Raw genomic sequence first — 24,588 nt, forward strand, 5'->3', positions numbered from 1 at the left:
GTAACGCCTACGAAGGAGTGGCGGCATGACCGGCTTCTGTCCGGAACCCAGCGACGACGTCGTCGACGTGCGGAACTGGGTCCACGAGTTCGCCCGCGACGTCATCCGTCCCGCAGGCGCCGAATGGGACGAACGCGAAGAGACGCCCTGGCCGGTCATCCAGGAGGCCGCCAAGATCGGCCTGTACTCCCTCGACTTCTTCGCCACCCAGTGGTTCGAGGAGAGCGGGCTGGCCCTGCCCGTGGCGTTCGAGGAGATCTTCTGGGGCGACGCCGGCATCGGCCTGTCCATCGTCGGCACCGGCCTGGCCGCGGCCGCCCTCTCCTCCGGCGGCACGCCCGAGCAGATGGGAGAGTGGCTGCCCCAGATGTTCGGCACCCCCGACGACGTCAAGCTCGGCGCCTTCTGCGCCTCCGAGCCCGACGCCGGCTCGGACGTCGGCGCCATCCGCACGCGTGCCGTACGGGACGCCTCCGGTGACTGGATCCTGAACGGCGTGAAGACCTGGGCCACCAACGGCGGCATCGCCAACGTGCACGTCGTCGTCGCCTCCGTCGACCCGGAGCTCGGCGCCCGCGGGCAGGCCTCGTTCGTCGTCCCACCGGGCACGCCGGGGCTGTCGATGGGGCAGAAGTTCCGCAAGCACGGCATTCGCGCCTCCCACACGGCGGAGGTCGTCCTCGACAACGTCAGGCTCCCCGCCTCCTGCCTGCTCGGCGGTCAGGACAAGCTCGACGCCCGGCTGGCCCGCGTGCGCAAGGGGGAGAAGGCGGGGGAGCAGGCCGCCATGCGCACCTTCGAGACCACCCGCCCGTCCGTGGCGTCCATGGCGGTGGGCATCGCCCGCGCGGGCTTCGAGTACGCCCGCGACTACGCCCGCGAACGCGAGCAGTTCGGCCGGAAGATCGGCGAGAACCAGGCGGTGGCGTTCCTGCTGGCCGACATGGCGACGCGGGTGGACATGGCCAGGTTGCTGACGTGGCGGGCGGCGTGGATGGCGCGGAACGGACGGAGGTTCGAGCAGGCGGAGGGGTCGATGTGCAAGCTGGTGGCGGGGGAGACGGCGGTGTGGGTGACGGAACAGGCGATCCAGATCTTGGGTGGGGCGGGGTACACCCGCGAACACCCGGTGGAACGCTTCCACCGCGACGCCAAGATCTACACCATCTTCGAGGGCACGTCTGAGATCCAGCGCTTGATCATCGGCCGAGCGGTCACTGGCCTGCCGGTGAGATGAGAATAAGCACGTCAGAGGGCTGGCGTGGCGCAGCGCAGTCGCTGCGCCACGCTGCCCCCTTACTGACAGACCATCGGCACTCAGATCGAGGCCTTCGGCACGCGCCTACCGCAGGACGACTACCTGGTGATGCTGCTCGAGGTAAGGCCGGTCCTGGTCGAGCCGGGAAGCCCGCAGGACTACTTCGCCGCTGAGCAGCCCCGGCTGTGGACCCAGGACCGTCTGGACGAACCGGAAGGCACAGAACCAGCCAACACCGCGTACTACCGGCTCGGGGATCAGCCGATCGGCGAACGGCATCGCCTGTTCCAGTTCGCCGTTCCGATGCAGCCCCTGGCCACGATGGAGCAGACCACCCTGGCCCGCTACGCGGACACCGGCGAAAGCGGCACAGCGGTCGCGCTCGGTGTGCTGGACATCAGCGGCCCCTACTTCTCCGACCGCGAGCACTGGGGGTTGTTCCATTTCCTGCTCGACGGGCACCACAAGCTGCTGGCCGCGGCGCGGGAAGGTCAAGCGGTGCGGCTGCTGTCGTTCGTCTCCACCGGCCATTCCCCCGCCACAGAGGACCAGCTCCGCCGCCTTCACGAGACCCTGGGAGGCGGCTGAAACCCGTTGGCCAACCACTCGGGTGAGCCGGGAGCCATTACCTTTCCCCTGGGATGATCCGCGCAGGGCGCTTGAGGCCACGCGCCCTGCGGTTGCGGAGTGAACGGCAGCGTCTCCCGTACGTGGCTCAGGCTCGGATCTGACGGGTGATCGAGGGGTCGGTGATGGCGGTGTCGTTCGCCAGCAGAAAGGCCTTGCTGAGGATGAGCGCCAACCGGCCGTCCTCCTCAAAGGGCAGGAACAGTCCGGCGTGGGGGTCGCGGGCGGAGACGATGCACAGGTAGGCGTCGTTGGGCTCCATCAGGATGTTCGCCGACCCCAGGTGGATCTTGTAGGTGCGCAGGTCGCCCCGGACCACCAGGAAGCGGTCGGTCAACGTGCAGCGGTCGGTGATGGCCAGGCGCGGCAGCAACCGGGACAACACGTCCCGGCGCACCTCGGCGGAAGGCGCAAGCGCAGCGAACGAGCCGGTCCGCCAATAGGTCTGCAGCTCGTCCGGCCCGATGTCGGCCCACCGGGGATCGGCCGTGATCGAACAGACCCCTACGAACAGGTCCACATCCCGCATCGCCTCGCTGAACACCAGCGCGGGGACCTCGGCCAGCGGCGCCAGGTGCCACCTGCCCTCGACCAGCCGCTGGAAGAGGACCTGCCCGGTGAGCGCGTAGCCCTCGTCGTAGAGGTTGTGTTCCAGCGTCGCCCGCCACTGCCCACCGGCCAGCAGCCTCCGTCCGTCGCCGCCGTCGAAGCCGCCGTCCCACGGCCCCAGGTAGTTCGATTTCCAGCCCCGTGCCTTGAACAGCGCGCGGAGCCTGCGGTAGTCCACCACATGCCCGGCGAACCGGTTCGAATGGTCGCGCGTCTCCTTCTCGGCGGGCGTGAGCAGGTAGACCTCGCGGAAAGCCTGCTTGTACGGCTGGCGCAGCTCCTTGTCCTGCACGACCTCGCGCCAGGCCCGCACCTCCTCCACCGACGCGCGGGCCGGATGCCACGGCCGCACCGGCACATCCGGCACGTTCAGCCCCAGTTCGCTGCGCCACACGCCGGGGGAGACCTCGAACTCCCAGATCAGCCGCTCGGCGATCGGGTGACCCTGCAGCTGCCGGTACGGCGGAGCCTTCTCGGCGGTGTAGCCCGCCTCCAGCGCCCTGGCCAGGGTCGTCTGCTGCTGTTGAACCAGTTTGACCTGCTCGCGCAGCCGCTTCACCTCCTCGGGATGCTCCCGCTTGACGGCCGCCGGGACAGATTTGAGCTTCTTGTCACCGTGCCACCATGACAGCTCGGGCTCGCCGTCGATCGAGATCACCGCCGCGTGCTCGCCGAACGCCTGCCGTACCCGCCCGTCTGGTAGCCGGAACGCCACCTCCAGCCGCTCGGCCAGCGCGGGCTCGATGCGCTTGAACATGCGGTCGAGCTGCTTGGGCACCCCGGCGTGCCGGGTGATCTGGCGGGCGGCGCGCAATGAGGAGATCGCCTCGGGGGTCGGGTGGTCCTCCACCGCGCGTGCGATCTCGAACAGCAAGGCCTGGGAGGGCAGGGTCTTGGCCTTGGTGGGCGCGACCGCGACGCCGTTCAGCAGCCGGTCCAGCAGGGCGGGCAGCCAGCGCTCGTCGCGGTAGAGCGCGAGCCGTACGGCACGCCCGAGAGTTCTCGTCTCCCAATTGTCGAACGCCTTGTCCGCCTGGTAAGGGATCTCGCCGGTCTGGATCGCCGCGACGCGGGCCTCGGCCTGCTCCAGGGCGACGCGGGCGAAGGCGGGATAGCCAGGCAGGCCGTCGAGCCATTCGGCCAAGCCGGTCGGCCGCGGTTCGTCGAGGACCGGTGCCCGGGCCGCCTCGGCGAACAGGGCGCGCAACTCCACGTCCCAGCCGAGCAGCAGGTCCACCTCCGCGATCGCGATGGGACCGAGCGCTTCGGCGAGCTGCGGTCTCACCTCCGGATCCATGCCTGCCAGCCCTGCAGCCACCAGCACGGCGAAGGGCAGGCGGTCGTCACGCAGCAGGTAGTCGGCGAGCTCGCGCGCTGGGGCGACCAGATTCCGCCAGGTCTGGTCGACGACCGCGCTGTCACCGGGCCTGCCACCCATCGCGGTGGTCAGCTGGGAGGTGACCGGCCAGTGGGTGGCGTCGGGCGCGGAACCGTTGAGCAGCTTGAGCAGGCGTTCCGCGAGGGGGGAGAGGTGCATGCTGATATTTCCTGTCACGGGTGGATCTGGCGGGTGATGGACGGGTCGGTGATCGTCGTGTCGGCGGCCAGGAGGAAGGCCTTGGAGATGATGATCGACAGCATGCCGCCGTCTTCTTCGAAGGGGAGGAAGACCTGGTCGCCGGTGCCACGGGGGACAATGCACAGGTAGGCGTCGTTGGGCTCCATGAGGATGTTGCCCGAGCCGAGATGGATCTTGTAGGTGCGCAGATCGCCGCGGACGCGCAGGAACCGGTCAAGCAGCTCGCAGCGGTCAGCGATGGCCAAGCGGGGAAGCAGCCGGGTCAGGGCGTCGCGGCGGATGCGGGCGGTCTCGGTCAGGTCGCCGAAACCGTAGGACTGCCAGTATTCGCCTTCACCGGAGGGGTCCAGGCCGGTGGAGGTGACACCAACGGCCAGGTCGGCGTCGCGCAGGGTCTCCGACAGCACCAGCGGGGAAACCTCGGCCAGTGGGACCCGGTGTCCGTCGTCGTCGGTGAACCACAGCTCCCCGCTGACGCAGACGGAGACGGTGCCGCCGTCGTCACGGTCGTAGGAGTGCTCGTCCAGGGCGAACTCCCAGTGCGCGACCATGCCGCCGGGTAGCTCGCGGCTGGCGTCGGCCTGGCCGGAGCCGTACACCCAGCCCCAATGGCCCAGCGACATCCCGGTCCAGCCGCGGCTGGTGAGCAGCGCCTTGGCCTGGCCGTACCGCAGCAGGTGGCCGGTGAAGCGCCGCGAGTGGTCGCGGGTCTGTTCCTCGGCCGGGGTGAGCAGGTAAACCTCGCGGAAGGCCTGCTTGAACGGCTGGCGCAGGCCGAGGCCGATCAGGTGGTCGCGCCAGGCGCGAACCTGGTCGGCGGTGTGGGAGATGGGGTGCCACAGGTGGACCGGGGTGTCGGGGCGGGGCTGGATGCGGCGCCCGGCCGGGTCGGTCAGCTCCCATAGGCCGTCCATGTGGACCGGGAGTCCGGCCGGGCCCTGGAGGACCTCCCAGATCAGGGTCCGGCCGAAAGCGCCGGTGACAGGGTGGTCAAGGTAGAACTCGCATACCTCGCTCCAGCGCCAGATCCGTTCGGTGGCCAGGGCGCGTTCGACGCGGAAGCGTTCGGCGGGGATCGCCTTCTTCAGCTCCTTGGCGGTGGCCTTGAGCTCGGCGAGTAGGTCCCGGTTGACGGTTTTGGGGATGGTCTTGCGCCCGTTGTAGGTGATCGCGCCGCTGAGATCGAGCCGCAGCTCGTCCTCGGTACGGGTACCGTCGCAGTCGAGGCCGAAGGCGGGCACGGTGCGCTCCAGCAGCTGCTCGGGCGACAGCCCGGTCTGCGCGGCGACCGCCTCCAGGATCCGGTCCGCCCTGCCCAGGATGTTCTTCTTACGCACCTTGGCCTGAACCCGGGCGAGCTGGGCGACCACCTCCAGGCCGCCGCGCCGGGCCAGGCCGCCCAGCGCGGCGTTGGCCACCAGTTCGCTGCGGGCGTTGGCGCCCGAGCCGCCGATCCCAGTGCCGGTGGCCACGGCGATGTCGCCGAGTAGTCCGGTAACCCAGGGGGCGGGGATGCGGTCGAGAGTCCAGATCATGCCGCGCAGCAGGATGGCGGTGCGCTCGTGGAAGTAGGTGACGACGGTCCGCGTGTAGTTGCCGTAGCGGTGCTGTTCGGACTGCTCGCGGTAGGCGGAGATCCGACCGAGGATGTCCCGGATCAGGATGACGGCTTCAGGGGTGAGCCGGAAGGCGATCTGCGCCGTCCACTTGAGGTCGGGGGAGGCGGCCGTGGCGGTGGTCCAGTGCCGCAGCAGGGGGATCATCGCCGGGTGGCCCAGTCGCCTGCCGTACTCGTCGAGCATCAGCCGGGCGAAGCCGTCGCCGTCGGGCAGCACAGAGCGTGCGGCGTCGGCCGGGTCGTCGGTGGGGTGCTCGGCGAGCAGGTTGTCCAGCACGCGCTTGGCCTTCCACGTGGAGGTGTACGGCTGCTGGTCGATCTCCTTCTGCGCCTGGCGCAGGTGGGGCAGGAGCGGTTCGCGCTCGGCGGGGGGCAGACGTTTGATCGCGGCGATCGGGATGCGGTAGAGAGTGTCGGTCATCCGGAGCTGCTCGGGCGGGGTGAGGGCGGTGCGCCACAGCAGGTCCAGCTCCCGGCCGGTCCATCGCAGCCTGCGTTGGGCCAGCGCGGTCGGCAGCGGTGTGGTGATCATGCTGCCGTCGGCGGCGCGCAGGATCATCTGCATCCAGAGTGCGGTGGCTCGCCACTCGGTGTCGCCCCACCCGCTGGTCAGCAGCTTCAGCTCGGCGTTGTCGGGATACCGGTACCTGCCGCTGGCATGGGTGAGGGTGGCGTCGAGCTTTCGGAACACCTCCAAGGTGGCCTGGTCGAGTTCGTCCAGCCAGCTGCGGTGTTCGGCAGGGAGCCCGTCGAGAGCCCCCATGTCAGCCTCCGACCAGGGGAACGAGCTTGACGAAGGACACCACCGGGTCGACGGTCAGGTCGATCGTCTCGTCCAGGTCCTCGATCTGCCGGTCGCCGATCAGCAGCAGGTAGCCGTTGCGGGCGAACGCGGCCTCGGCGGCGTCGGCCTGCTTCTCCCAGTCAAGCCTGCGGGCGGTGCGCATCCGGTAGCCGTTCAGCTCGGCCTCGGCGTCACTCGGCTTGACCAGGCCGCGGAAGTGGTGGGAAGGGGCGACGTTGTAGCGGGCCACCTCTTCGCGCACGCGCAGCCGTACCAGCTCACGGGCCGAGATCCGCTCCGGCAGATCGGGCAGGGAGAACTCCTCCAAGGCCCGGCCTGTCGCCGTCTCATCGCGAAACACTACCGATGCCATTGAAAGCCCTGTTTCTGTCGAATGTCAGGTGATGGCGCAATCTATAGCAGCGCCCGGCGACAAAACGTCGGTGACGGCGGGCATACCGCCGCACATGATCGACGATGGGTCTGCTGGACGGTGTGAGGTGCCCCAGATCTCCTGGATAGCCATCCCTCGACGGACCCAGTACATCTGTCGGTGCCCGGAAGGGTTGCGTCCACAGACGTGGTGTACGAGTTTCGCTGGTGACAGGCGTGGCGTCGTGAAATGAAGACGGCCATCGCGTGACGCTTCTATGTTTGTCAAGCCGCTTCCGGGACGGCGTGTGGCCCGGTTTCGAGCGCGCGATAGATCTTGCGGGCGAGGTAGCGCTTGAGGCAGCGGGTCGCTTCACGGCGTGTCTTGCCGTCACTGATGCGCTTGGCCACGTACTGACGGGTTTCAGGATCCCATCGCTGCAGGGTGAGGGCGATGTGGTGCAGGGCGCGGTTGAGCGCACGATCTCCGTGCGGGTTGAGGCGATGGCGGGTGTTCTTGCCGCTGCTGGCCTGGATGGGGCTGACGCCGGCCAGGGCGGCAAAGGCGGCCTCGTTGCGAAAGCGACCGGGACCGGACCACGACACCCAGCATTGGGCAGCGGTGATGACGCCGACACCGAGCCTGGCAGCGCTCCACCTCTCAGCGCCACTGTCAGACTCACAGATCCTTCGTGATTGCGAGTCAAGATCGAAGGAGAAGAAAGCGCTCGCATTGTTCGAACGGATGTTCCAGCTCCGGAGGGTCGTGGGTCGCCTCGGTGGACAGTCGCAGGGCTTGTCAGTCCCGGGGGCACTGTCACTCACGTTTGCCCAGGTCAGAGGCGGTTAAGTGACAGAGCCCTCGCGGCTGTCACTCACGCTGTCACCCCGGTTTTCCCAGGTCAGGTGCGGTGTCAGCAATCGGCCGCTACCGGGCGTGCGAACCGCACATCGAACCACTGCTCGGCGCCGTACTCCTCGAACATCCCCACCTCGGTGAAGGCCATCTTCGCCGCGAGACGCATCGAGCGGCCGTTCGCGGTCTGAGTACTTAACGACTATCGGCTCTCCTCACGCGGCCGAGCACCACCGACGTAGGCACCCGCCTCCGACGAGTCGAACAGCTCGACGAACGCCACACGATCCCGAGCCTGCGACTCGCGCAGCACGAGCCGCTCGGTCCTGATCGGGGCGGACGGCCAGACGGCGGATCCAACGTCAGTCCGGCCGGCAGCTATCGCACGCTGCAACACCCCGCCTTGAGGCGCTCGTGCCGCCTGGTTCCCGACCAGCACGGCGTGTCCTCACCGACCACGACCGCGTTCCAGGTGCGGGCCGGGTCCTTCATGGCGTCGCACCCCCCTCGTGAACCGCGGTCAGAATGTGGCGATCGGGTTTACCGGGCTGCCGGACGTACCGGCGAAGCGGACCGGCGCGACTGCGAGGTGGAAGTCCCACTGGCCGAGCTCGGCAGCCGTCGTCGCGCACACCTCCAGGTCGCAGTTGTCGAGCATCCACAGACCCATCGCGACGAGGCTCACGGCGTGAACCGGCATCAACACGTCTTCGTATCCCGACGGCTGAACGTCCTGGGGGGTGTCAGCGCCGATCAGCGCAACCTCCCGTTCATGCAGCCACGGCAGGCAGGACGCGTGCCAGCCGGCCTGCGTGAAACCGCTGGCCTCACCGGCCTCGTGCCGGACGCGGCCATAGCCGGTCCGCAGGAGTACCGCATCGCCGGATCGCACCCGCACACCCTGGCGACGCTCGGCCTCCTCGAGATCGTCGGGAAACACACCCTGCCCCGGTTCCAACCACGGCACATCGCGGACCCTCGCAATGTCCAGCAGGACACCACGCGTGATGATCCCGTTCGCCGCCGCCGTGACGGCCGCCCACGCCGATCCCGTTGCGGCGTCGACCAACGAGTGCGACCGCCCGTTGTACATCGTGCCGTCCCAGAAGATGTGGCACGGCGAGTCGACGTGGGTGAGGGTGTTGCCGTGGAACGTGATGCCGAGCCGCTCGGACGAAAAGCCCCAGCGTCGGTCGGCGTGGAATGCGGGTACCGGCATGTCCTCGGCACCCGGCATGTCGGCGGCGCACGGGCACGTCGTCGTCGACCGCTCCATGTCTTGCGGTACGGCAACCTCCCATGCGCACGACACGCTCCTGCCGTGGCGCACGGCCCGCGCCGCCGCCAGCCGGACGTCGTCGGTGATGTGGTTCAGAGTGCCGAGCTCGTCGTCGTCGCCCCACCGTCCCCAGTTCGACAGCGTGTTGAAGTACCCGAGCACGTCGTCCTGTGTGGGCATCGGTCGCCCTGCCGTCATCCCAGCATCGACTCCTCCGGTCACGTGGTTCGAGGCACCGCAGGCAGGGTATCCCGCCCTCTCCTTTGATATGACCTCGCCGGGGCCGGAGAGACGGTGTGAGCAACCTCGATCCAACCCCCGGCGAGGCCCATGTCAATCCCCATCCGCCTCGGCGATCTCACCACCCGTTACGCGCAGAACTTCTGGATAGGCGCTTAGAACTGGTCTTTGCAAAGAGATCACGTTCAAGCGAGAGGCTTCACTTGTCGTCCGGTATCACCTATACCGCCGTGCTCGACGTCCGCCGGGAGACCGTGCTGCACCTGTCGCACCTGCTGCGGCAGCGCCGCCAGAGGGTCGGCACGCGCAGGAACCGGCGAGCATCGGGGTGCTTCAAACAGGCCGTCATGGTGCTCCGCTGGGTTTCTGGATGGCACCCGCCTCAAGCAGCTGACCAGGGATAACAACCGACAGCCACCCTCGTCGCAGAAGGGCAGCAAAGCAGGTGGCTGCGAACACGGACTGGGTCAAGCGAGAAGGATGGCTCCAGCAGGGGGTCTCCACCGCCAGGGTCCACCGTCAGACGATCTCGATCGGGATCGCGCGGGTGTAGTGGAGGTGGCCGAAGCAGGCCACCTTCACCAGGGCCCACCAGTGACTTCCGCGGCGCGCCGATTCCGGCGCGTGGACGGGGTAACGCAGGATGACGGGCGCGTCAGGCCCCACGGCGAAGCCCTGGGTCCACGGGGAGGCGAGGTCCCAGGTCCCGTACGGCGAGAGGAGCTGGGCCTCGCCGCGCACCTCCCCATGGATCAGGCATTCCAGGCGGAGAACGAGTTCGCCTGACTCGCCCGGGCGCAGGCGTACCTCGCCGGGCTCGACGTCGGCCTTGATCGGGAGGGTGGCCGAGGCCCCGCCCACGATGACGGCGACGGTGTCCTCCACGGTCTGGGCGAGGTCGTCGTCGATTCTGGCGGCCAGGTGCCGGACCCCGTCGGTGCCGGAGACGCGCAGGGTGTACGAGGCGTGATCACCGGGCGCGAGGTGGTAGTCGAGCGGTGGAGCCTCGACGGTCAGTCCTGGCGGGAGGAGCAGTTCGACCTTTCCTGTGGCGGGGCGGGTGGAGCAGGCGACGGTGAGCGTGACGTCTGCGCTGTCGCCAGGGCCTGCCAGCCGTACCTGGGAGGGGGAGAGGTGGACGGCGACCGGCAGATAGCCCATGGGGGCGGGGCCCTTGTCGTGCAGCCAGTAGCGGCTGAACACCGGTTGCGCGGGCTCGGTGGTGGGACCGAGGGGCGGAGAGGGCAAGGGGCTCGGCGGGGAATCCGCGGTGGTGGCGGGCCGGGTGGGGAGAGGGGAGAGGGCCAGGGTGGCGATCTGGGCGGGGGCGAGGGTCACCTCGGCGGCGTCGTCCACGATCTCCAGCGAGGTCAGTGATCGAGCTTCCAGCACGTCGCTGACCTCACCGGAGCCAAGCCCGGTGAACACCCGCACGCGCGCCCGCGTCCCGCGTCCCTCCGACTCGTACGCCCGGAGGGTGAGCCCCGCCGCGAGGTCGATCTCGCCGGACCCGCCCGAGGCCATCGGGTTGCCCCGGGGCTTGAGCGCGGTCAGTACCACCGAGGCCGGCTCGACCGAGGCGAGGCTGAGCCGGGCGGGCAGCGTTCCCGGATGGGCGGGGGCGACGCGGGTGAGGAGTTCGTGGGTGTACTCCTGTCCGGCGCGGACGAAACCGGCCCCCCGCCAGTCGCCATGTCCGGAGACCAGGCTGAAGTGGAAGGTATGGCTCCAGTGCTGGAGCGTGAAGGCGGACCCGTCGGGGGCCTTGCGGTGGGGCTCGTTCAGCCACACGCCGCTCGGCCACGCGGTGGAGGCGCGCAGGAGGGAGAGATGGAGCGTGCCGTCGGTCTCGGCGACGAAGCTGGGCAGCCCCCTGTTCAGCAGCGCGACCGACGCTCCGTGGTACGGCTCCAGCACGCCGGGCACCCGCTGGTCCACCTCGATGACGCCCTCGCGCACGTGCAGCGCCGCTGTGGCGATGAGCGTGGGCAGGTCGCGGGGGCCGCGCACGTCGGCGCCCGGCACCCACGTGTCGGCCACCGTCCCGGCAGGGGGCACGAGCACGGCTCCGGTCCTGGCCAGCTCGGCGGCATAGGCCGGGTCCGCTGCGTCGAGCACGGCACGGGCGACCGCGTTGTCGCCGAGCACGACGCGCACGTCCGGCAGGTTCGAGTCGAGGTCGAGCGAGCCGTACCGCTGCCCCTCGGGCCTGGTCAGCGTGGCGGTGACGCCCTGCGCGGCCATGGCGGCGAGCAGGGCTCTCGCGGAGTCGTCCATGGACTCGTCGGCCACCACCTCCGCCACGCCGACGGCCTGCTCGAGGCCGCCCGCGACGATCCTGAGCGTGGCGCTCAGTCCCGCCCACGTCCTGGCGGGGCTGTCGAGGGTCCACAGGTGTTCGGCCGTGTCGGATGAGGGGAAGCCGAACGACCGCCCGACCGCCGCGTAGCCGACCTCCGCGACCGGCTTGGCGCCCGGCGCGTCGAGGCCGAAGCGGACACGGAGCAGATGGTTCTCTCCGATGGAGCCGTCGACGTGGGCGCGGAAGTCGATCCGGTCCACGCCCCGCCAGAGGAGGACCTCCTGGGTGATGCGGAGTCCGGCCAGCCGGGTGGTGATGAGGAGGCGCTCGCCGAGGGGAGAGCTCTCGGCCCGGACGGTGGCGCCGGACGCGGCCGTCATGCCGCCCTTGGGGAGCAGGTGCCAGGGGCCTTCACCCCAGACCGGATGGGTGGCGTGCTCCTCCTGCAGGACGAACTGGCCGCCCAGCGCTCCCGGGCGCAGGAGCTGACGGCCGGTCCTGCGGTCCACGATCGAGATGAGGGCGCCCTCGGCCGACGCCTCGACGGCGTAGGCGCTGTTGGCGGCCGTCGTCCCTTCCCGCGGTGTCCACGAGGAGCCGTTCGACGGCAGCACCCGGTACACGCGGAAGCCGAGCGAGGGCACCTCGGAGGCGAGGAAGGTCACCGTGCCGCCCTCGGTCAGCGAGGGCACCTCCGCCCCGCTGTCGTCGATCACCCGCCCGCCGCCCGGCACCCGGACCGCGGCCAGTCCCGACCTGGCCCACGACAGCGTGTTGGCGACGACCACGGCCGTCCCCTCGCCAGAGGTGTCGGCCTGGGCGGCCAGGTGGTCGAGCGCGGCCGTCCGCACCTGGTCGCCCAGCTCGTACGCCTCGCGGAACCCGCCCAGCACGTCCAGGTAGACCTGGTCGGAGCCGACCCCCGTCACGGCGTCGTGGTGGGCGTTGAAGGCAAGCTGCCGCCACGCCTTGTCCAGCGCCTCGCTCGGATACCGCCCGCCCAGCAGCGAGGCGAGCGTGGCCAGCCGCTCGCCGTCCAGCACGGCGATCTCGGCCGCCTGCTGCGCCTGCTTGAGGTCGATCGCGGACACGTCCTTGCCGGTGTAGACGGGGTTCATGTCGCGCGTCTGCGGGCGCGGCCGCCGTTCGCCGAGCTCCGCCCGGACGGCGGCGAAGAACTCGCGCGGCAGCCCCATGGTGAACCTGGGCCACACGTATCTGGCGGCCCACTCCCTGTGCACGCCCGTGCACCAGCGCGAGGGCACCACATGGTCGCCTCCCACCGGCAGGAAGACGTTCCTGGTGGCCGCCACCGGCTTCATCTCGGCGAACTGCTCGTGGGCGACCCGCAGCGCGTCGTCCAGGGTGGTGGCCTGGTGGTCGATGGCCCATCCCGCCGAGTAGTGGTTGGGCATGTAGTGGGTCAGCAGCCCCTTGCCGTCGGGCGAGATCCACTCGAACTCGGCGGGGAACTGCATCCGTCCGTTGTCGCCGACATGCTTGTTCGGCCCCCACATGTGGTACGGCCCGCGCGCCCAGGCGCTGGAGTCGAGCCCGGCGTCGGCCATCAGCCCGGGGTAGGAGGGGTCGTGCCCGAACACGTCGAGCATCCAGGCGCTGCGCGGATCGCCGCCGATCACGTCGCGCTGGTAGCCGATGCCGTAGACGGCGTTGCGGATCGTCGACTCGGGATGGGTGAGGTTGGTGCTGGGCTCGTTGTAGTTGCCGCCGACGATCTCGATCCGGCCCTCGGCCATGAGGCGCCGCAGGTCGGCCCGGTCCTCGGGGCAGGCGTCCCAGTGCGGTTTGAGGTAGTCGAGCTCGGCCAGCACGAACTTGTAGTCGTCGTCGCGCCTGGCCGCCTCGAGGTGCGCCCGGACGAGGTCGAAGGCGGTGAACACGGTCGTCTTCGGGCGCACCTCGTCGGCGGCGGGCACGTCGTACCAGCTCTGGGTGTAGGCGGCCTGGGTGTTCCACCACACGGGGTCGTAGTGGAAGTGGGAGATCATCCACATCGTCCACCCGGGCACCGCGGCGGTGATCGTCGCGTCCACCGCGATCCGGGCGTCACCCGACAGCGCGATCGCGGTCACCGGCCTCGGCGCGCCCTCGGTGACGGGGGCGGCGAGCGCGACCCCCACCTCCACGCGGCGCGACTCGCCCGCGTTCAGCCGTTCGACGGTGGCGGGGGAGGGGGTGCTCACCGAGGGCCCTTCGACGCGCAGGCGAATCTCGCCGTCGGAGGGCCCCTCGACGGTCACCGCCACGACCTGCAGGGGACGCTGGACAGAGCCGACAAAGAGATCCGATGATTCGACCCGGCTGATGCGCATGACGCTCCCGATGTTTTGTCACTCAACGAGTAACAAAATGGGCTGCCACGCGGCATGACGTCAAGACCCCTGAGGCAACCCGGTGATCGCGCTGATCATGTCGGCCGCCCTGGTGACCGCCGCGTCAGGCTCGAGCCGCCTGGTCAGCACCTCGGCGACCATGGCTTGCAGGCGGTTCGAGACCAGCGCGTAGACCGGGCTCGACGGCCGCAGGACCGCGTGTTCGAGCCTGGCGCCCGTCTCGGCGTGGAAGGGCGAGACGAGCGAGATCCGCTCGAGCGCGGAGCGGCGCGGCGGCAGCTGCCCCGTCTCCAGGCAGAGCGCGACCAGCGCGTCGGGCGCGACCGCGGCCTTCAGCAGCCGCATCGCCAGCTCGGGATGGCGGGCCTGGCGCGGGATCGTGTACGCCATGCCGCCGCACAGCACGGCCGAGCGTCCGTGCGGTCCCCTCGGCATGCGGACGAACCCGAACTCGTCGTAGAGCCGGTCGAGCCCGACGCCTGCCCATTCGGCCAGGTCGGCGGCCTGATAACTGGCTCCGACGCAGAGGTCGGCCTGCCCGGTCGCGAACAGCTGGGCGGGCCGGTCCATCGTGTGGTTGACCACCTCGGGCAGGATCACGCCGTCGTCCAGCATCCTGCGAAGGAACCTCAGCGTCTCCACGGTGGCGGGGCTGTCGAGGGTCACCGCGCTCTCCGACAGGACCGACGCCCCGTTGGCCGCCAGCAGTGTCACCAGCGCGTAGGTGGTGGTCTCCGCCGCGGCGTGCCCGCCGGGCAGCACGAGGACGTGACCGCCGGGCGGCCGGTCGGCGGCCAGGGCCCTGCCGAGCGAGTGCAGCTCCTCCCACGTCGAAGGCGGCGGAAGCCCTGCCCTGCGCAGCGCGGACCGCCGGTACCACAGCCCGGTCACGTCCGCGGGCGCCTGCACGGCCATCGTGTCCCCGCCCTGCCGGTAGGCCCCCGCGAAGGGCGGCAGGAAGTCCGCGTCGTGCTCGTCTGCCACCCAGTCGGGGTCGAGCTCGTTCAGCGGTGTCAAAAAGCCCGCCCTGGCGAACTCGGCCACCCACACCGAGTCGAGAACGGCCAGGTCGGGGCCGTTTCCTTCGGCCACCGACTTCAGGAATTTGTCATGCAGCTCCTGCAGGGGCGGCGTCCGGACGTCCAGCCGCATCCCCTGGCCGGCCGCCTGCCGCATCTGCGCCGCCCACGGCAGACCCGCGCCCATGACGACGAGCTCGGGCAGCGAGGTGTCGTTCAGCCATTCGGGGTTGACGAAGGTGCCGAGCTTCCTGCGCCTGATCACCACCCCTTCGTCGGCCAACTCCGACAACGCCCTGGTGACAGGGGTGCGGCTCACGCCGTACAGCTCGCAGAGCTCGTGCTCGGTGGGGAGTCGGCCGTCGGAGCCGTAGCGGCCCGATCGCACCTCCTCCAGCAGCCGCTCCTTGAGCTGACGGTAAAGCTCCATCACGTTCCCCTCTTGATGAGACGAGCATTTTGTCATTATTGTCGCCGCAACTCGGATGTCTAGGGCAGGAGTCACCCCCCATGAAGCTCCGAAAACTTCTCGCCGGCACATTTGCCCTGTCCTTGGCGGCGGCCGTGGCCGCCTGTAGCGGCGGAGGCGCCGTCGCCGGCAAGCCCGCGGGAGCGGCTGCCAAGAGCGACACGCTCGTCATCGACATGGGCTTCTCCGGAACCACGATCCAGCGCAACTTCAACCCGTTCTCGCCGACGGCGACCCAGGGAACCATGGGTTTCCAGTACGAGTCGCTATTCTCGTTCAACATCCTCAAGGGCGGGGAGTTCGTGCCGTGGCTCGCCACCAAGTACGACCTGACCGACGGGGGCAAGAAGCTCACGATCCATCTCGACCCCAGAGCCAACTGGAGTGACGGCTCCAAGCTCACCAGCGAGGACGTCGCGTTCACGCTCGACTTCGCCAGGAAGCACGATCTGGGCAGGTTCGAGTACGAGTCGGTGGCCACGCCCGACCCGCAGACCGTGGTGATCACCTTCGCCAAGCCCGCCTACACCCTCGTCAGCTCCGTGGGCGCGACCAGGCCGGTCCCGAAGAAGATCTGGGCCGACCAGGACCCTGCCAAGTGGACCAACCCCGATCCCGTCGGCAGCGGGCCCTACAAGCTGACCGGCTTCGCCGCGCAGCAGCTCACCTTCACCGCGCGCGACGATTACTGGAAGCAGAAGGTCCCCGTCAGGACGCTGAAGATGCCGGTCGTCTCCGGCGGCACGGGCACCCTGCCCAAGCTGCTGTCGGGCGAGATCGCCTGGAGCGGCGGCGCGGTGCCCAACGTCAAGAAGACCTACGTGGACGTGAACCCGAAGTTCCACCACGCCTGGTATCCCACGTACGGCGCGCTGTTCGTCTATTTCAACCTCACCCGTAAGCCGTTCGACAACGTGCACGTGCGCAAGGCGATCTCGCTCGCGCTCGACCGCCAGGAGATCGCCGACATCGGCAACCCCGGCATGTTCCACCCGATCAACGCCACCGGCCTCGACCAGGAGTCGATGAAGGACTGGATCGCCCCCGAGTACGCGAACCTGGTGCAGCCGAAGGCCGACCTGGCCGCCGCGATGGCCGAGCTCGAGCAGGCCGGATACAAGAAGGAAGGCGACAAGGTCGTCGGCCCCGACGGCGAGCCGTTCGCTTTCGACATCGTCGAGGTCTCCGACTTCGGTGACGCCGTGCAGCGTGACAAGATCATCGCACAGCAGCTCGGCAAGCTGGGCATCACGGTGAACGTTCGTCCGATCCCGATGGCGCAGCACAACGCGGCCAAGGAGAAGGCCGACTTCGACGTCATCACCGGCGGCGCGGTCTACGGCGGGCAGACGCCGTACAGCTTCTACTACGACATCCTCCAGAGCAAGAACGCCGGCAAGTGGGCCAACTTCGGTCACTACAAGGTGAAGGCGACCGACGACCTCCTCGCCGAGGTGGCCGGCACCGCGGACCCGGCCGAGGTCAAGTCCCTGATCAACAAGCTGCAGAAGATCATGGTGGACGAGGTGCCGATGGCGCCGCTGATCAACATCGGGGCCTCCGCCGAGTACAGCACCCGCGACTGGGAGGGCTGGCCCGACGCGTCCAACCCTTACGCCATCCCCGCGCCGTGGGCCGGACCGCCGGACATGATCCAGGTCGTCCTCGGCCTGCGTCCCGCGGGCACGAAGTAGCGCCATGCTCTGGCTGAGGTTTCTCGTCCGCCGGGTCGGCTTCTACCTGGCCGCCGCCTGGGTGGCGATCACGCTCAACTTCCTGCTGCCCCGGCTGATGCCAGGCGATCCCGCGGACGCGATCATCGCGCAGATGTCCAGGACCCAGCAGCTCACGCCCGATCAGGTCCGCAGCATCCAGCAGCTGTTCGGCGCGCCGGACGAGCCGCTCTGGCGGCAGTACCTCAGCTACCTGGGCCAGCTCACCCGAGGCGACCTCGGGGTGTCCACGGCCTACTACCCGACCCCGGTCTCCGAGGTCATCGGCAGCGGCATCTGGTGGACGCTCACGCTGGTCGGCACCACCACCGTGCTGGCCTTCCTGATCGGCACCGCGCTCGGCGTCGTGGCGGGGGCGAGGCCCGGGTCGATCTTCGACTCGGTCGCCTCGCCGCTGTCCACCTTCCTCGGCTCGCTGCCGTTCTTCTGGGTGGCGCTGCTGTCGGTGCTGTTCTTCAGCTCCACCCTCGGCTGGTTCCCGCTCGGGGGCGGCTGGGACAACGACATCCCGATCGGGCTGTCGGCGGAGTTCGTCGGCAGCGCCGTCGAGCATGCCGTCCTGCCCGCCGGCACGATTCTGCTGTCGTCGGTGGGCGGCTGGCTGTTCGGCATGCGCAACATGATGATCACCACGGCCGCCGAGGACTACGTGCTGCTCGGCACCGCCAAGGGCCTGTCGCCGCGCAGGGTGATGTTCGCCTATGCCGCCCGCAACGCGATCCTGCCGAGCGTCGCGGGTTTCGCCACGGCGATCGGCTTCGTGGTGAGCGGCTCGCTGCTCGCCGAGATCGTCTACACCTATCCGGGCGTGGGCTACCTGTTCTACCAGTCCGTCGCCAGCATGGACTATCCGCTGATGCAGGCGCTGTTCCTGGTCGTGGCGCTGTCAGTGCTGGCCGCCAACTTCGTGGCCGACTCGGTGTACGGCTGGCTCGACCCGAGAGCGAGGGAGACGGCGTGAGAAACGGCAAGGTACGCGCGGGCGTCGCGGTTTTCGCCTTCTTCGTGCTGGCCGCGCTGGTCGGCCCCTTCGTCACCGACGCCATGGGCCTGTCGCCCACGGCGATCGACGCCGCGGCCTCCCTTCAACCCCCCTCGGCGGCGCACCCGCTCGGCACCACCATGGCCGGAGAGGACGTGCTGGCCCAGCTCGTGGTCGGCGCGCGTACCTCACTGCTGGTCGGCCTGGTCGCGGGCACCATCGCCACGACGCTCTCGGTGCTGGCCGGCGTCACGGGGGCCTACCTGGGCGGCAAGGCCGACGCGCTGCTCACCGCCTTCACCAACGTCTTCCTCGTGCTCCCCGGACTGCCGCTGCTGATCATCATCGCCAGCTACGTCCAGGGGCGCGGCGGCTGGCTGCTGGTCGCGCTCATCATCGGGCTGACCGGCTGGCCGTGGGGCGCCAGGCAGAAGCGGGCGCAGACGCTCACGCTGCGCAGGCGCGACTTCGTGATGGCGGCCGAGCTGGCGGGGGAGAGCCGCTGGCGGATCATCGTGTTCGACCTGATCCCGAATCTGGCCCCGCTCATCTCCACGAGCCTGCTGGGCGCGGTCGTCGCCTCCGTCTTCGCCGACGCGGGGCTGGCGTTCATCGGCGTCGGCAACATCAACATCACCAGCTGGGGCTCGATGCTCTACTGGAGCCAGCAGCAGCAGGCCCTGCTGCAGGGCGCGTGGTGGTGGTTCGTGCCGCCGGGCGCGTGCATCGCGCTGCTCGGCACCGCCGCCGGTCTGATCAACTTCGGCGTCGACGAGATCTCCAACCCGAGGCTCCGCGCGGCCACCAGGTCGGTACGGCGCCGCGTCAGGAAGGCGGCGATGGCCGGTGAATGACGTCCTGCTCGACGTGTCGGGCCTCCACGTGGAGTACGCCGACCCCAAGGGTCCCGTGCGCGCCGTCACCGACGTGTCCTTCACCCTGCGCAGGGGCGAGGTCCTCGGCGTCGCGGGCGAGAGCGGCTGCGGCAAGTCCACGCTCATCACCGCGCTGCTCAGGCTCCAGCGCCCGCCCGCCGTCACGACCGCGGGTTCGGCGATCTTCCACCCGCGCGGCGGCGAGCCCGTCGATCTGGTGACCGTACCCGAGCCCGAGCTGCGCAGGCTGCGCTGGGAGCACCTGGCGATCGTCTTCCAGAGCGCGATGAACGCGCTCAACCCCGTCCACCGGCTCGGCGCGCAGTTCGTCGACGCCATCCGCGCCCACAGAGGCGGCGGCAGGGCCGCCGCCCTGGCACGGGCCGAGCACCTGCTCGGCCTGGTCGGCATCCCCGCCGACCGGGTGCGCGCCTATCCGCACGAGCTGTCGGGCGGCATGCGCCAGCGCGCCACGATCGCGCTGGCCATGGCCTGCGAGCCCGACCTGGTCGTCATGGACGAGCCCACGACCGCCGTCGACGTGGTGATGCAGCGCCAGATCCTGCGCCAGATCACCCGGCTGCGCGCCGAGCTGGGCTTCACGGTCGTGTTCGTCACCCACGACCTGTCGCTGCTCATCGAGATCGCCGACCGCATCGCCATCATGTACGGCGGCCGCATCGTCGAGCTCGCCCCAGCCAGGGCGATCTACGACTCGCCGCTGCACCCGTACGCCAGAGGCCTGCGCGACTCCTTCCCCCCGCTGCACGGCCCGCGCAGGGAGCTGCGCGGCATTCCCGGCTCTCCCCCCGACCTGCGCAGGCCGATCACCGGGTGCGCGTTCGCCCCGCGCTGCCCCGAGCGCATGCCGGAGTGCGAGCGCGTCCGGCCCGAGCTGCGCGAACACCACGGCCACGAGGTCGCATGCCTGCTCCATCACAAGGAGGCCGCCCATGCCTGACGAGCTGCTCCTGGAAGCGGACGACGTCTCCAAGCACTTCCCGCTGCGCGGCGGAAGGGCGGTCCGAGCGGTGGAGAACGCGACGATCCGGCTGCGCCGCGGGCACATCATCGCGCTGGTGGGGGAGAGCGGCAGCGGCAAGACGACCCTGGCCAGGCTGCTGGCCCGCTACTACCCGCCCACCTCGGGCGAGGTACGGCTGCGCGGCCGGAGCGACACGCCGACCAAGGAGTACCGCGGCCAGGTACAGATGATCTTCCAGGACCCGTTCGCCGCCCTCAACCCCGTGCACAGGGTGCGCTACATCCTGGGCAGGGTGCTGCGGGTGCACGGGCACGCCAGAACCAGGGCCGAGACGGCCGAGCAGGCCGCCGCGTTGCTGCGCAGGGTGAACCTCACCCCGCCCGAGGACTACCTGGACAAGTTCCCGCACGAGCTGTCCGGCGGCCAGCGCCAGCGGATCGTGATCGCGCGGGCGCTGGCAGTACGGCCCCAGGTGCTGCTGGGCGACGAGCCCGTCTCCATGCTGGACGTCTCGATCCGCCTGGACATCCTCAACCTGCTGGCCAGGCTGCGCGACGAGGACGGCGTGGCCCTGCTGTACATCACCCACGACATCGCCAGCGCCCGCTACTTCGCCGACGAGATCCACGTCATGTACGGCGGTCAGATGGTCGAGGGCGGACCCGCCGAGGCGATCACCGACCGCCCCCTGCACCCCTACACCAGGCTGCTGCTCGACTCGGCGCCCGACCCCGGCAGGACCGTGGCGGTCGATGAGGCAGGGGAGGCCGACGATCCGGGGGAGCCGCCCAGCCTGATCGACCCGCCGAGCGGATGCCGGTTCCATCCACGCTGCCCAGCGGCCAGAGCCGTCTGCGCGGAGGCGTTCCCGCCGCGCACCGAACGCCCCGGCGGCCACTGGACGCACTGCTGGCTACTGGAGAAGGGAGACTGACGTGCGCTTCGGCGCCAACTACACCCCGCCGAAAGGCTGGTTCCACCACTGGCTCGACCTCGATCTCGGGGCCGTCCGCGACGACTTCGACCGCCTGGCCGCGCTCGGTCTCGACCACGTGCGGGTGTTCACGCTGTGGCCGCTGCTCCAGCCGCACCGGGGGCTGATCAGGACCAGCGCCATCGACGACCTCGCCAAGGTCGTCGACACCGCCGCGCGGGCGGGGCTGGACGTGGCGGTCGACGTCCTGCAGGGACACCTGTCGAGCTTCGACTTCTATCCCGCCTGGACGCAGACCTGGCACCGGCGCAACATCTTCACCGACCGCGACGTGGTGGCGGCCCAGGCCGAGCTGCTGCGTACGGTGGCCGGCGCGCTCAAGGACCGGCCCAACCTGATCGGGCTGACCATCGGCAACGAGATGAACAACCTGGTCGAGCACAACCCGGTCACCGCCGAGGAGGTGGACACCTGGCTCGACACGCTGCTGGCCGCCTGCCACGAGGGCGACCCCGGGCACCCGCACGTCCACTCGGCCTACGACGCGGTGTGGTACGCCGACGGTCATCCCTTCACGCCCCGAGCCGCCGCGACCAAGGGCGCGATGACCACCGTCCACCCGTGGGTGTTCTCCGGCGACTGCGCCCGCCGTTACGGCCCGCTGGCGCCGCAGACCACCCACCTGGCCGAGTACGTGGTGGAGCTGGCCAAGGCTTACGCGGACGACCCCGACCGCCCGGTCTGGGTGCAGGAGCTGGGCGCGCCGGAGCCGCACGTCCCGGCCCGGGACGCGGCGCGGTTCGCGACCGCCAGCCTGCGCAATGCGCTTACCTGCGAGAACGTCTGGGGCTTCACCTGGTGGTGCTCGCATGACGTCGACCGGCGGCTGAAGGACTTCCCCGAGCTGGAGTACACGCTCGGCCTGCTCGCCAACGACGGCTCGGCCAAACCGCTGGCCGCCGCCTACGCCGAGATCGCCGCGGCCGAGCACACCCCCGTGCAGCGCGACACGGCGCTCGCCTTCGACGGCACCAGGTCGTCGGCCGCGCCGGGCGGCGCGTTCTTCGAGAAATGGATGCGGGCGGCGGCCGAAGGCGGCAGACCCGCGATCGTGCTGGAGGCAGCGTGAGCATGCAGCCGTGGTTTCCCGACGCGAAGCTCGGCATCTTCGTCCACTGGGGCATCTACGCCGTCGACGGCGTGGCCGAGTCGTGGTCGTTCTTCAACGGCCAGGTCTCCTACGCCGACTACATGAAGCAGCTCGACCGCTTCACCGCCGCGAAGTTCGACGCCGAGGCGTGGGCGGCGCTGTTCGCCGAGGCGGGCGCGCGCTACGCCGTGCTCACCACCAAGCACCACGACGGCGTGGCGCTGTGGGAGCTGCCGCTCGGGCGGGACGTCGTGGCGGAGTACGCCGACGCCCTTCGCCGTCACCGGCTCAAGGTGGGGCTCTACTTCTCGCACCTCGACTGGTCGCATCCCGACTACGCCACCGTCAGACCTGCCGAGGTGGAGAAGGAGAACCGCTTCGCCGTACCAGAGGAAGGCCGGGAGGATCCCGCGCGCTGGGAACGCTTCCTCGCCTTCCACCGCGGGCAGATCGCCGAGCTGCAGGAACGTTACGCCCCCGACCTGCTGTGGTTCGACGGCGACTGGGAACGCGATCCCGCGCAGTGGCGCATGGACGAGCTCAAGAAGGACATCCAGGCCCGTCAACCCGGCGTGATCGTCAACGGGCGCATGCTCGGGCACGGCGACTACGCCACGCCCGAGCAGGGGGTGCCGATCGAGCCGCCGGACGGTCCGTGGGAGCTGTGCCTGACCATCAACGACTCGTGGGGCTGGCAGGCGGGCGACGACAACCACAAGTCCGTGCGGCAACTCGTGCGGATCTTCGCCGAGACCATCGGCGGCGGCGGCAACCTGCTCCTCGACGTCGGCCCACGCGCGGACGGCACGATCACCGAGGAGCAGGCCGAGCGCCTGCGCGGGCTCGGCGCCTGGATCGCCCCCCACGCCGAGGCGGTGTACGGCACCCGGCGCGGCCTGCCGCCGGGCCACTTCAACGGGGCGACCACGGTGAGCGCGGACGGGCGCAGGCTCTACCTCTTCGTCTTCGACCGTCCCAACGAGTACGTCGTGGTGCGCGGCCTGCGCAACGCGGTCGTCGGCGCCCGCGTGCTCGGCGGCCCCGCCGTACGGCACGAGCGGGTCGGCGGCCTGGGGCACGTGCCCGGATGGGAGTACGTGTACCTCGGCGACGAGCACCTCGACCCGCTGTGCACGGTGATCGAGCTGGAACTCGACGGCGAGCTGGAGGTCTACCGGAGGCACACCCGTGACTAGCCCGTACGTGTGGCCGACGGACCAGGTCGTGCTGGCCAAGCTCGACTGGTGGCGCGACCAGAAGTTCGGCGTGATCATCCATTGGGGTCCCTACAGCCGCCTCGGCGTCGTCGAGAGCTGGACGCTCTGCCAGGAGGGCGAGGACTTCATGGCCCGCCCCGAGCCCTGGCAGGGCGACCCCGACGGGTACAGGGAGTTCTACGAGAAGCTGCCCGAGGGCTTCGACGCGCCCGCGTTCGAGCCGGAGAGGTGGGCCGAGGCCTGCGCGGCGGCCGGCATGCGGTACGTGGTGTTCACCACCAAGCACCACGACGGGTTCGCGATGTACGACACGAGGCTGTCGGACTACAAGTCCACCACCACCCCGCTCGGCCGCGACGTCGCAGCGGAGGTGTTCGACGCCTTCCGCGCCCACGGCCTGGGTGTCGGCGTCTACTTCTCCAAGGCCGACTGGCACCACCCCGACTACTGGACGCCTGGCCTGCCCACCCCCGACCGGCACGCCAACCACGCCGACCCGGGCAGATGGCGGCGGTTCACCGACTTCACCCACGGCCAGATCGAGGAACTGCTGACCGGCTACGGCCCCGTCGACGTGCTCTGGCTCGACGCGGGCTGGGTGAAGCCTCCGCGCGAGGACCTCGACCTGCCCCGGCTGGCCGCCCGCGCCCGCGAGCTGCAGCCGGGCCTCCTCGTCGTGGACCGCGAGGTGCACGGCCCGCAGGAGGACTACCGCACCCCCGAACAGACGGTCCCCGTGGAGCTCCAGCCCTTCCCCTGGGAGAGCTGCATCACGCTCGGCCCGTCCTGGTACACCGCGGGACCCGGCGAGACCTACAAGACCGCGGGCGAGATCGTGCGCCTGCTCTGCCGGATCGTCGCCCGCGGCGGCAACCTGCTGCTCGGCCTCGGCCCCGACCACACCGGCGCCCTTCCTGACACCATCTACGAGCGCCTGGCCGAGATCGGCGCGTGGCTCGGCACACATGGCGAGGCGATCTACGGCACCCGCCCGTGCGAACCGTACGAAACCGACGACCTGGTCTTCACCCGGCGCGCGGACACCATCTACGCGATCGGCCTGCGCGTCGATCTCGACGAGGTACGGGTGCCCCTGCCACAGCCACCCCAGGCCGTCCGGCTGCTCGGCCATGACGGACCCCTGGACTGGCAGACCGACGACGGCGAGGTGATCGTGCGCCTGCCCGGCAGCCATCGCGCCAGGCACGCCTTCGCCCTTTCCCTCACGATGCCCCCGGCTCCTAACCCCTGATGCGGCTTCCCGCCGGTGCCGGGGGTCAGTGGCTGTGGTCTTTGCGGGGGCGGTCGAGCAGCCCTGACACTGCGCACACCCGTCATCCCTGGCG

General features: G+C 69.9%; 17 protein-coding genes and 1 pseudogene. 11 read left to right on the forward strand and 7 right to left on the reverse strand.

Annotated elements, in window-relative coordinates; genetic code table 11:
- Positions 1 to 25: 25 nt before the first annotated feature.
- Positions 26 to 1,237, forward strand: coding sequence for an acyl-CoA dehydrogenase family protein (locus H4W81_RS08575; RefSeq protein WP_192774297.1), 1,212 nt, complete (start codon positions 26 to 28; stop codon positions 1,235 to 1,237).
- A gap of 126 nt (positions 1,238 to 1,363) precedes the next feature.
- The gene (locus H4W81_RS08580) at positions 1,364 to 1,846 is read left to right on the forward strand and encodes a hypothetical protein (protein WP_192774298.1); all 483 of its coding nucleotides are present in this window, start codon (positions 1,364 to 1,366) and stop codon (positions 1,844 to 1,846) included.
- Positions 1,847 to 1,973: 127 nt separating this feature from the next.
- On the opposite strand, the gene H4W81_RS08585 is transcribed toward H4W81_RS08580, so the two are convergent.
- From H4W81_RS08585 to H4W81_RS08610, 5 genes are all read right to left on the reverse strand, one after another.
- The gene (locus H4W81_RS08585) at positions 1,974 to 4,031 is read right to left on the reverse strand and encodes a DUF4132 domain-containing protein (protein WP_192774299.1); all 2,058 of its coding nucleotides are present in this window, start codon (positions 4,029 to 4,031) and stop codon (positions 1,974 to 1,976) included.
- Between the two features lie 14 nt (positions 4,032 to 4,045).
- Positions 4,046 to 6,454 (reverse strand): DUF4132 domain-containing protein, encoded by a 2,409-nt coding sequence (locus H4W81_RS08590; protein WP_192774300.1) that lies wholly within the window; start codon positions 6,452 to 6,454, stop codon positions 4,046 to 4,048.
- 1 nt (position 6,455) lies between these two features.
- On the reverse strand, positions 6,456 to 6,803 hold the full coding sequence (locus tag H4W81_RS08595; protein ID WP_225958513.1) for a hypothetical protein: 348 nt from the start codon (positions 6,801 to 6,803) through the stop codon (positions 6,456 to 6,458).
- A 329-nt stretch (positions 6,804 to 7,132) separates the two neighbouring features.
- Entirely contained in the window at positions 7,133 to 7,672 is a 540-nt protein-coding gene (locus H4W81_RS46850) for a transposase (protein WP_318781616.1), read from the reverse strand.
- A 551-nt stretch (positions 7,673 to 8,223) separates the two neighbouring features.
- On the reverse strand, positions 8,224 to 9,162 hold the full coding sequence (locus tag H4W81_RS08610; RefSeq protein WP_192774303.1) for a cyclase family protein: 939 nt from the start codon (positions 9,160 to 9,162) through the stop codon (positions 8,224 to 8,226).
- Positions 9,163 to 9,425: 263 nt separating this feature from the next.
- Here H4W81_RS08610 and H4W81_RS46855 point away from each other — a divergent pair.
- Positions 9,426 to 9,627, forward strand: a pseudogene (locus tag H4W81_RS46855) (IS5/IS1182 family transposase); the annotation flags it as partial.
- 114 nt (positions 9,628 to 9,741) lie between these two features.
- On the opposite strand, the gene H4W81_RS08615 reads toward H4W81_RS46855, so the two are convergent.
- Both H4W81_RS08615 and H4W81_RS08620 read right to left on the reverse strand, forming a co-directional pair.
- Positions 9,742 to 13,791 carry a glycoside hydrolase family 38 N-terminal domain-containing protein gene (locus tag H4W81_RS08615; RefSeq protein WP_318781617.1) on the reverse strand — a complete coding sequence of 1,350 codons (4,050 nt, stop codon included), beginning with the start codon at positions 13,789 to 13,791 and terminating at the stop codon, positions 9,742 to 9,744.
- A gap of 126 nt (positions 13,792 to 13,917) precedes the next feature.
- Positions 13,918 to 15,327 (reverse strand): extracellular solute-binding protein, encoded by a 1,410-nt coding sequence (locus tag H4W81_RS08620; RefSeq protein ID WP_192774305.1) that lies wholly within the window; start codon positions 15,325 to 15,327, stop codon positions 13,918 to 13,920.
- Between the two features lie 80 nt (positions 15,328 to 15,407).
- Between H4W81_RS08620 and H4W81_RS08625 the strand changes: the two genes are divergently transcribed.
- Genes H4W81_RS08625 through H4W81_RS08660 form a run of 8 tightly spaced genes read left to right on the forward strand, consistent with a single transcriptional unit; the run spans position 15,408 to position 24,494 of the window.
- Positions 15,408 to 17,060, forward strand: coding sequence for an ABC transporter substrate-binding protein (locus H4W81_RS08625; RefSeq protein WP_192774306.1), 1,653 nt, complete (start codon positions 15,408 to 15,410; stop codon positions 17,058 to 17,060).
- 4 nt (positions 17,061 to 17,064) lie between these two features.
- Positions 17,065 to 18,060 (forward strand): ABC transporter permease, encoded by a 996-nt coding sequence (locus H4W81_RS08630; protein ID WP_192774307.1) that lies wholly within the window; start codon positions 17,065 to 17,067, stop codon positions 18,058 to 18,060.
- Entirely contained in the window at positions 18,057 to 18,935 is an 879-nt protein-coding gene (locus tag H4W81_RS08635) for an ABC transporter permease (RefSeq protein ID WP_318781618.1), read from the forward strand. Before H4W81_RS08630 ends, H4W81_RS08635 begins: the two co-directional genes overlap by 4 nt.
- Positions 18,928 to 19,917, forward strand: a complete 990-nt coding sequence (locus H4W81_RS08640; protein WP_192774308.1) for an ABC transporter ATP-binding protein — start codon at positions 18,928 to 18,930, stop codon at positions 19,915 to 19,917. Before H4W81_RS08635 ends, H4W81_RS08640 begins: the two co-directional genes overlap by 8 nt.
- Positions 19,910 to 20,875, forward strand: coding sequence for an ABC transporter ATP-binding protein (locus H4W81_RS08645; RefSeq protein ID WP_192774309.1), 966 nt, complete (start codon positions 19,910 to 19,912; stop codon positions 20,873 to 20,875). Before H4W81_RS08640 ends, H4W81_RS08645 begins: the two co-directional genes overlap by 8 nt.
- A gap of 1 nt (position 20,876) precedes the next feature.
- The gene (locus tag H4W81_RS08650) at positions 20,877 to 22,004 is read left to right on the forward strand and encodes a glycoside hydrolase 5 family protein (RefSeq protein ID WP_192774310.1); all 1,128 of its coding nucleotides are present in this window, start codon (positions 20,877 to 20,879) and stop codon (positions 22,002 to 22,004) included.
- Between the two features lie 2 nt (positions 22,005 to 22,006).
- Positions 22,007 to 23,221, forward strand: a complete 1,215-nt coding sequence (locus H4W81_RS08655; protein ID WP_225959466.1) for an alpha-L-fucosidase — start codon at positions 22,007 to 22,009, stop codon at positions 23,219 to 23,221.
- Entirely contained in the window at positions 23,214 to 24,494 is a 1,281-nt protein-coding gene (locus H4W81_RS08660) for an alpha-L-fucosidase (RefSeq protein ID WP_192774312.1), read from the forward strand. Before H4W81_RS08655 ends, H4W81_RS08660 begins: the two co-directional genes overlap by 8 nt.
- Positions 24,495 to 24,588 lie beyond the last annotated feature (94 nt).

The organism is Nonomuraea africana (assembly GCF_014873535.1).
GTDB lineage: Bacteria > Actinomycetota > Actinomycetes > Streptosporangiales > Streptosporangiaceae > Nonomuraea > Nonomuraea africana.

What these genes read in the sequence shown, in the direction of transcription:
- H4W81_RS08655 (WP_225959466.1), top strand. Translation starts at nt 22,007, where the DNA reads ATGCAGCCGTGGTTTCCCGACGCGAAGCTCGGCATCTTCGTCCACTGG.
- H4W81_RS08610 (WP_192774303.1), bottom strand. Translation starts at nt 9,162, where the DNA reads ATGCCCACACAGGACGACGTGCTCGGGTACTTCAACACGCTGTCGAAC.
- H4W81_RS08585 (WP_192774299.1), bottom strand. Translation starts at nt 4,031, where the DNA reads ATGCACCTCTCCCCCCTCGCGGAACGCCTGCTCAAGCTGCTCAACGGT.
- H4W81_RS08590 (WP_192774300.1), bottom strand. Translation starts at nt 6,454, where the DNA reads ATGGGGGCTCTCGACGGGCTCCCTGCCGAACACCGCAGCTGGCTGGAC.
- H4W81_RS08645 (WP_192774309.1), top strand. Translation starts at nt 19,910, where the DNA reads ATGCCTGACGAGCTGCTCCTGGAAGCGGACGACGTCTCCAAGCACTTC.
- H4W81_RS08620 (WP_192774305.1), bottom strand. Translation starts at nt 15,327, where the DNA reads ATGGAGCTTTACCGTCAGCTCAAGGAGCGGCTGCTGGAGGAGGTGCGA.
- H4W81_RS08625 (WP_192774306.1), top strand. Translation starts at nt 15,408, where the DNA reads ATGAAGCTCCGAAAACTTCTCGCCGGCACATTTGCCCTGTCCTTGGCG.
- H4W81_RS08575 (WP_192774297.1), top strand. Translation starts at nt 26, where the DNA reads ATGACCGGCTTCTGTCCGGAACCCAGCGACGACGTCGTCGACGTGCGG.
- H4W81_RS08630 (WP_192774307.1), top strand. Translation starts at nt 17,065, where the DNA reads ATGCTCTGGCTGAGGTTTCTCGTCCGCCGGGTCGGCTTCTACCTGGCC.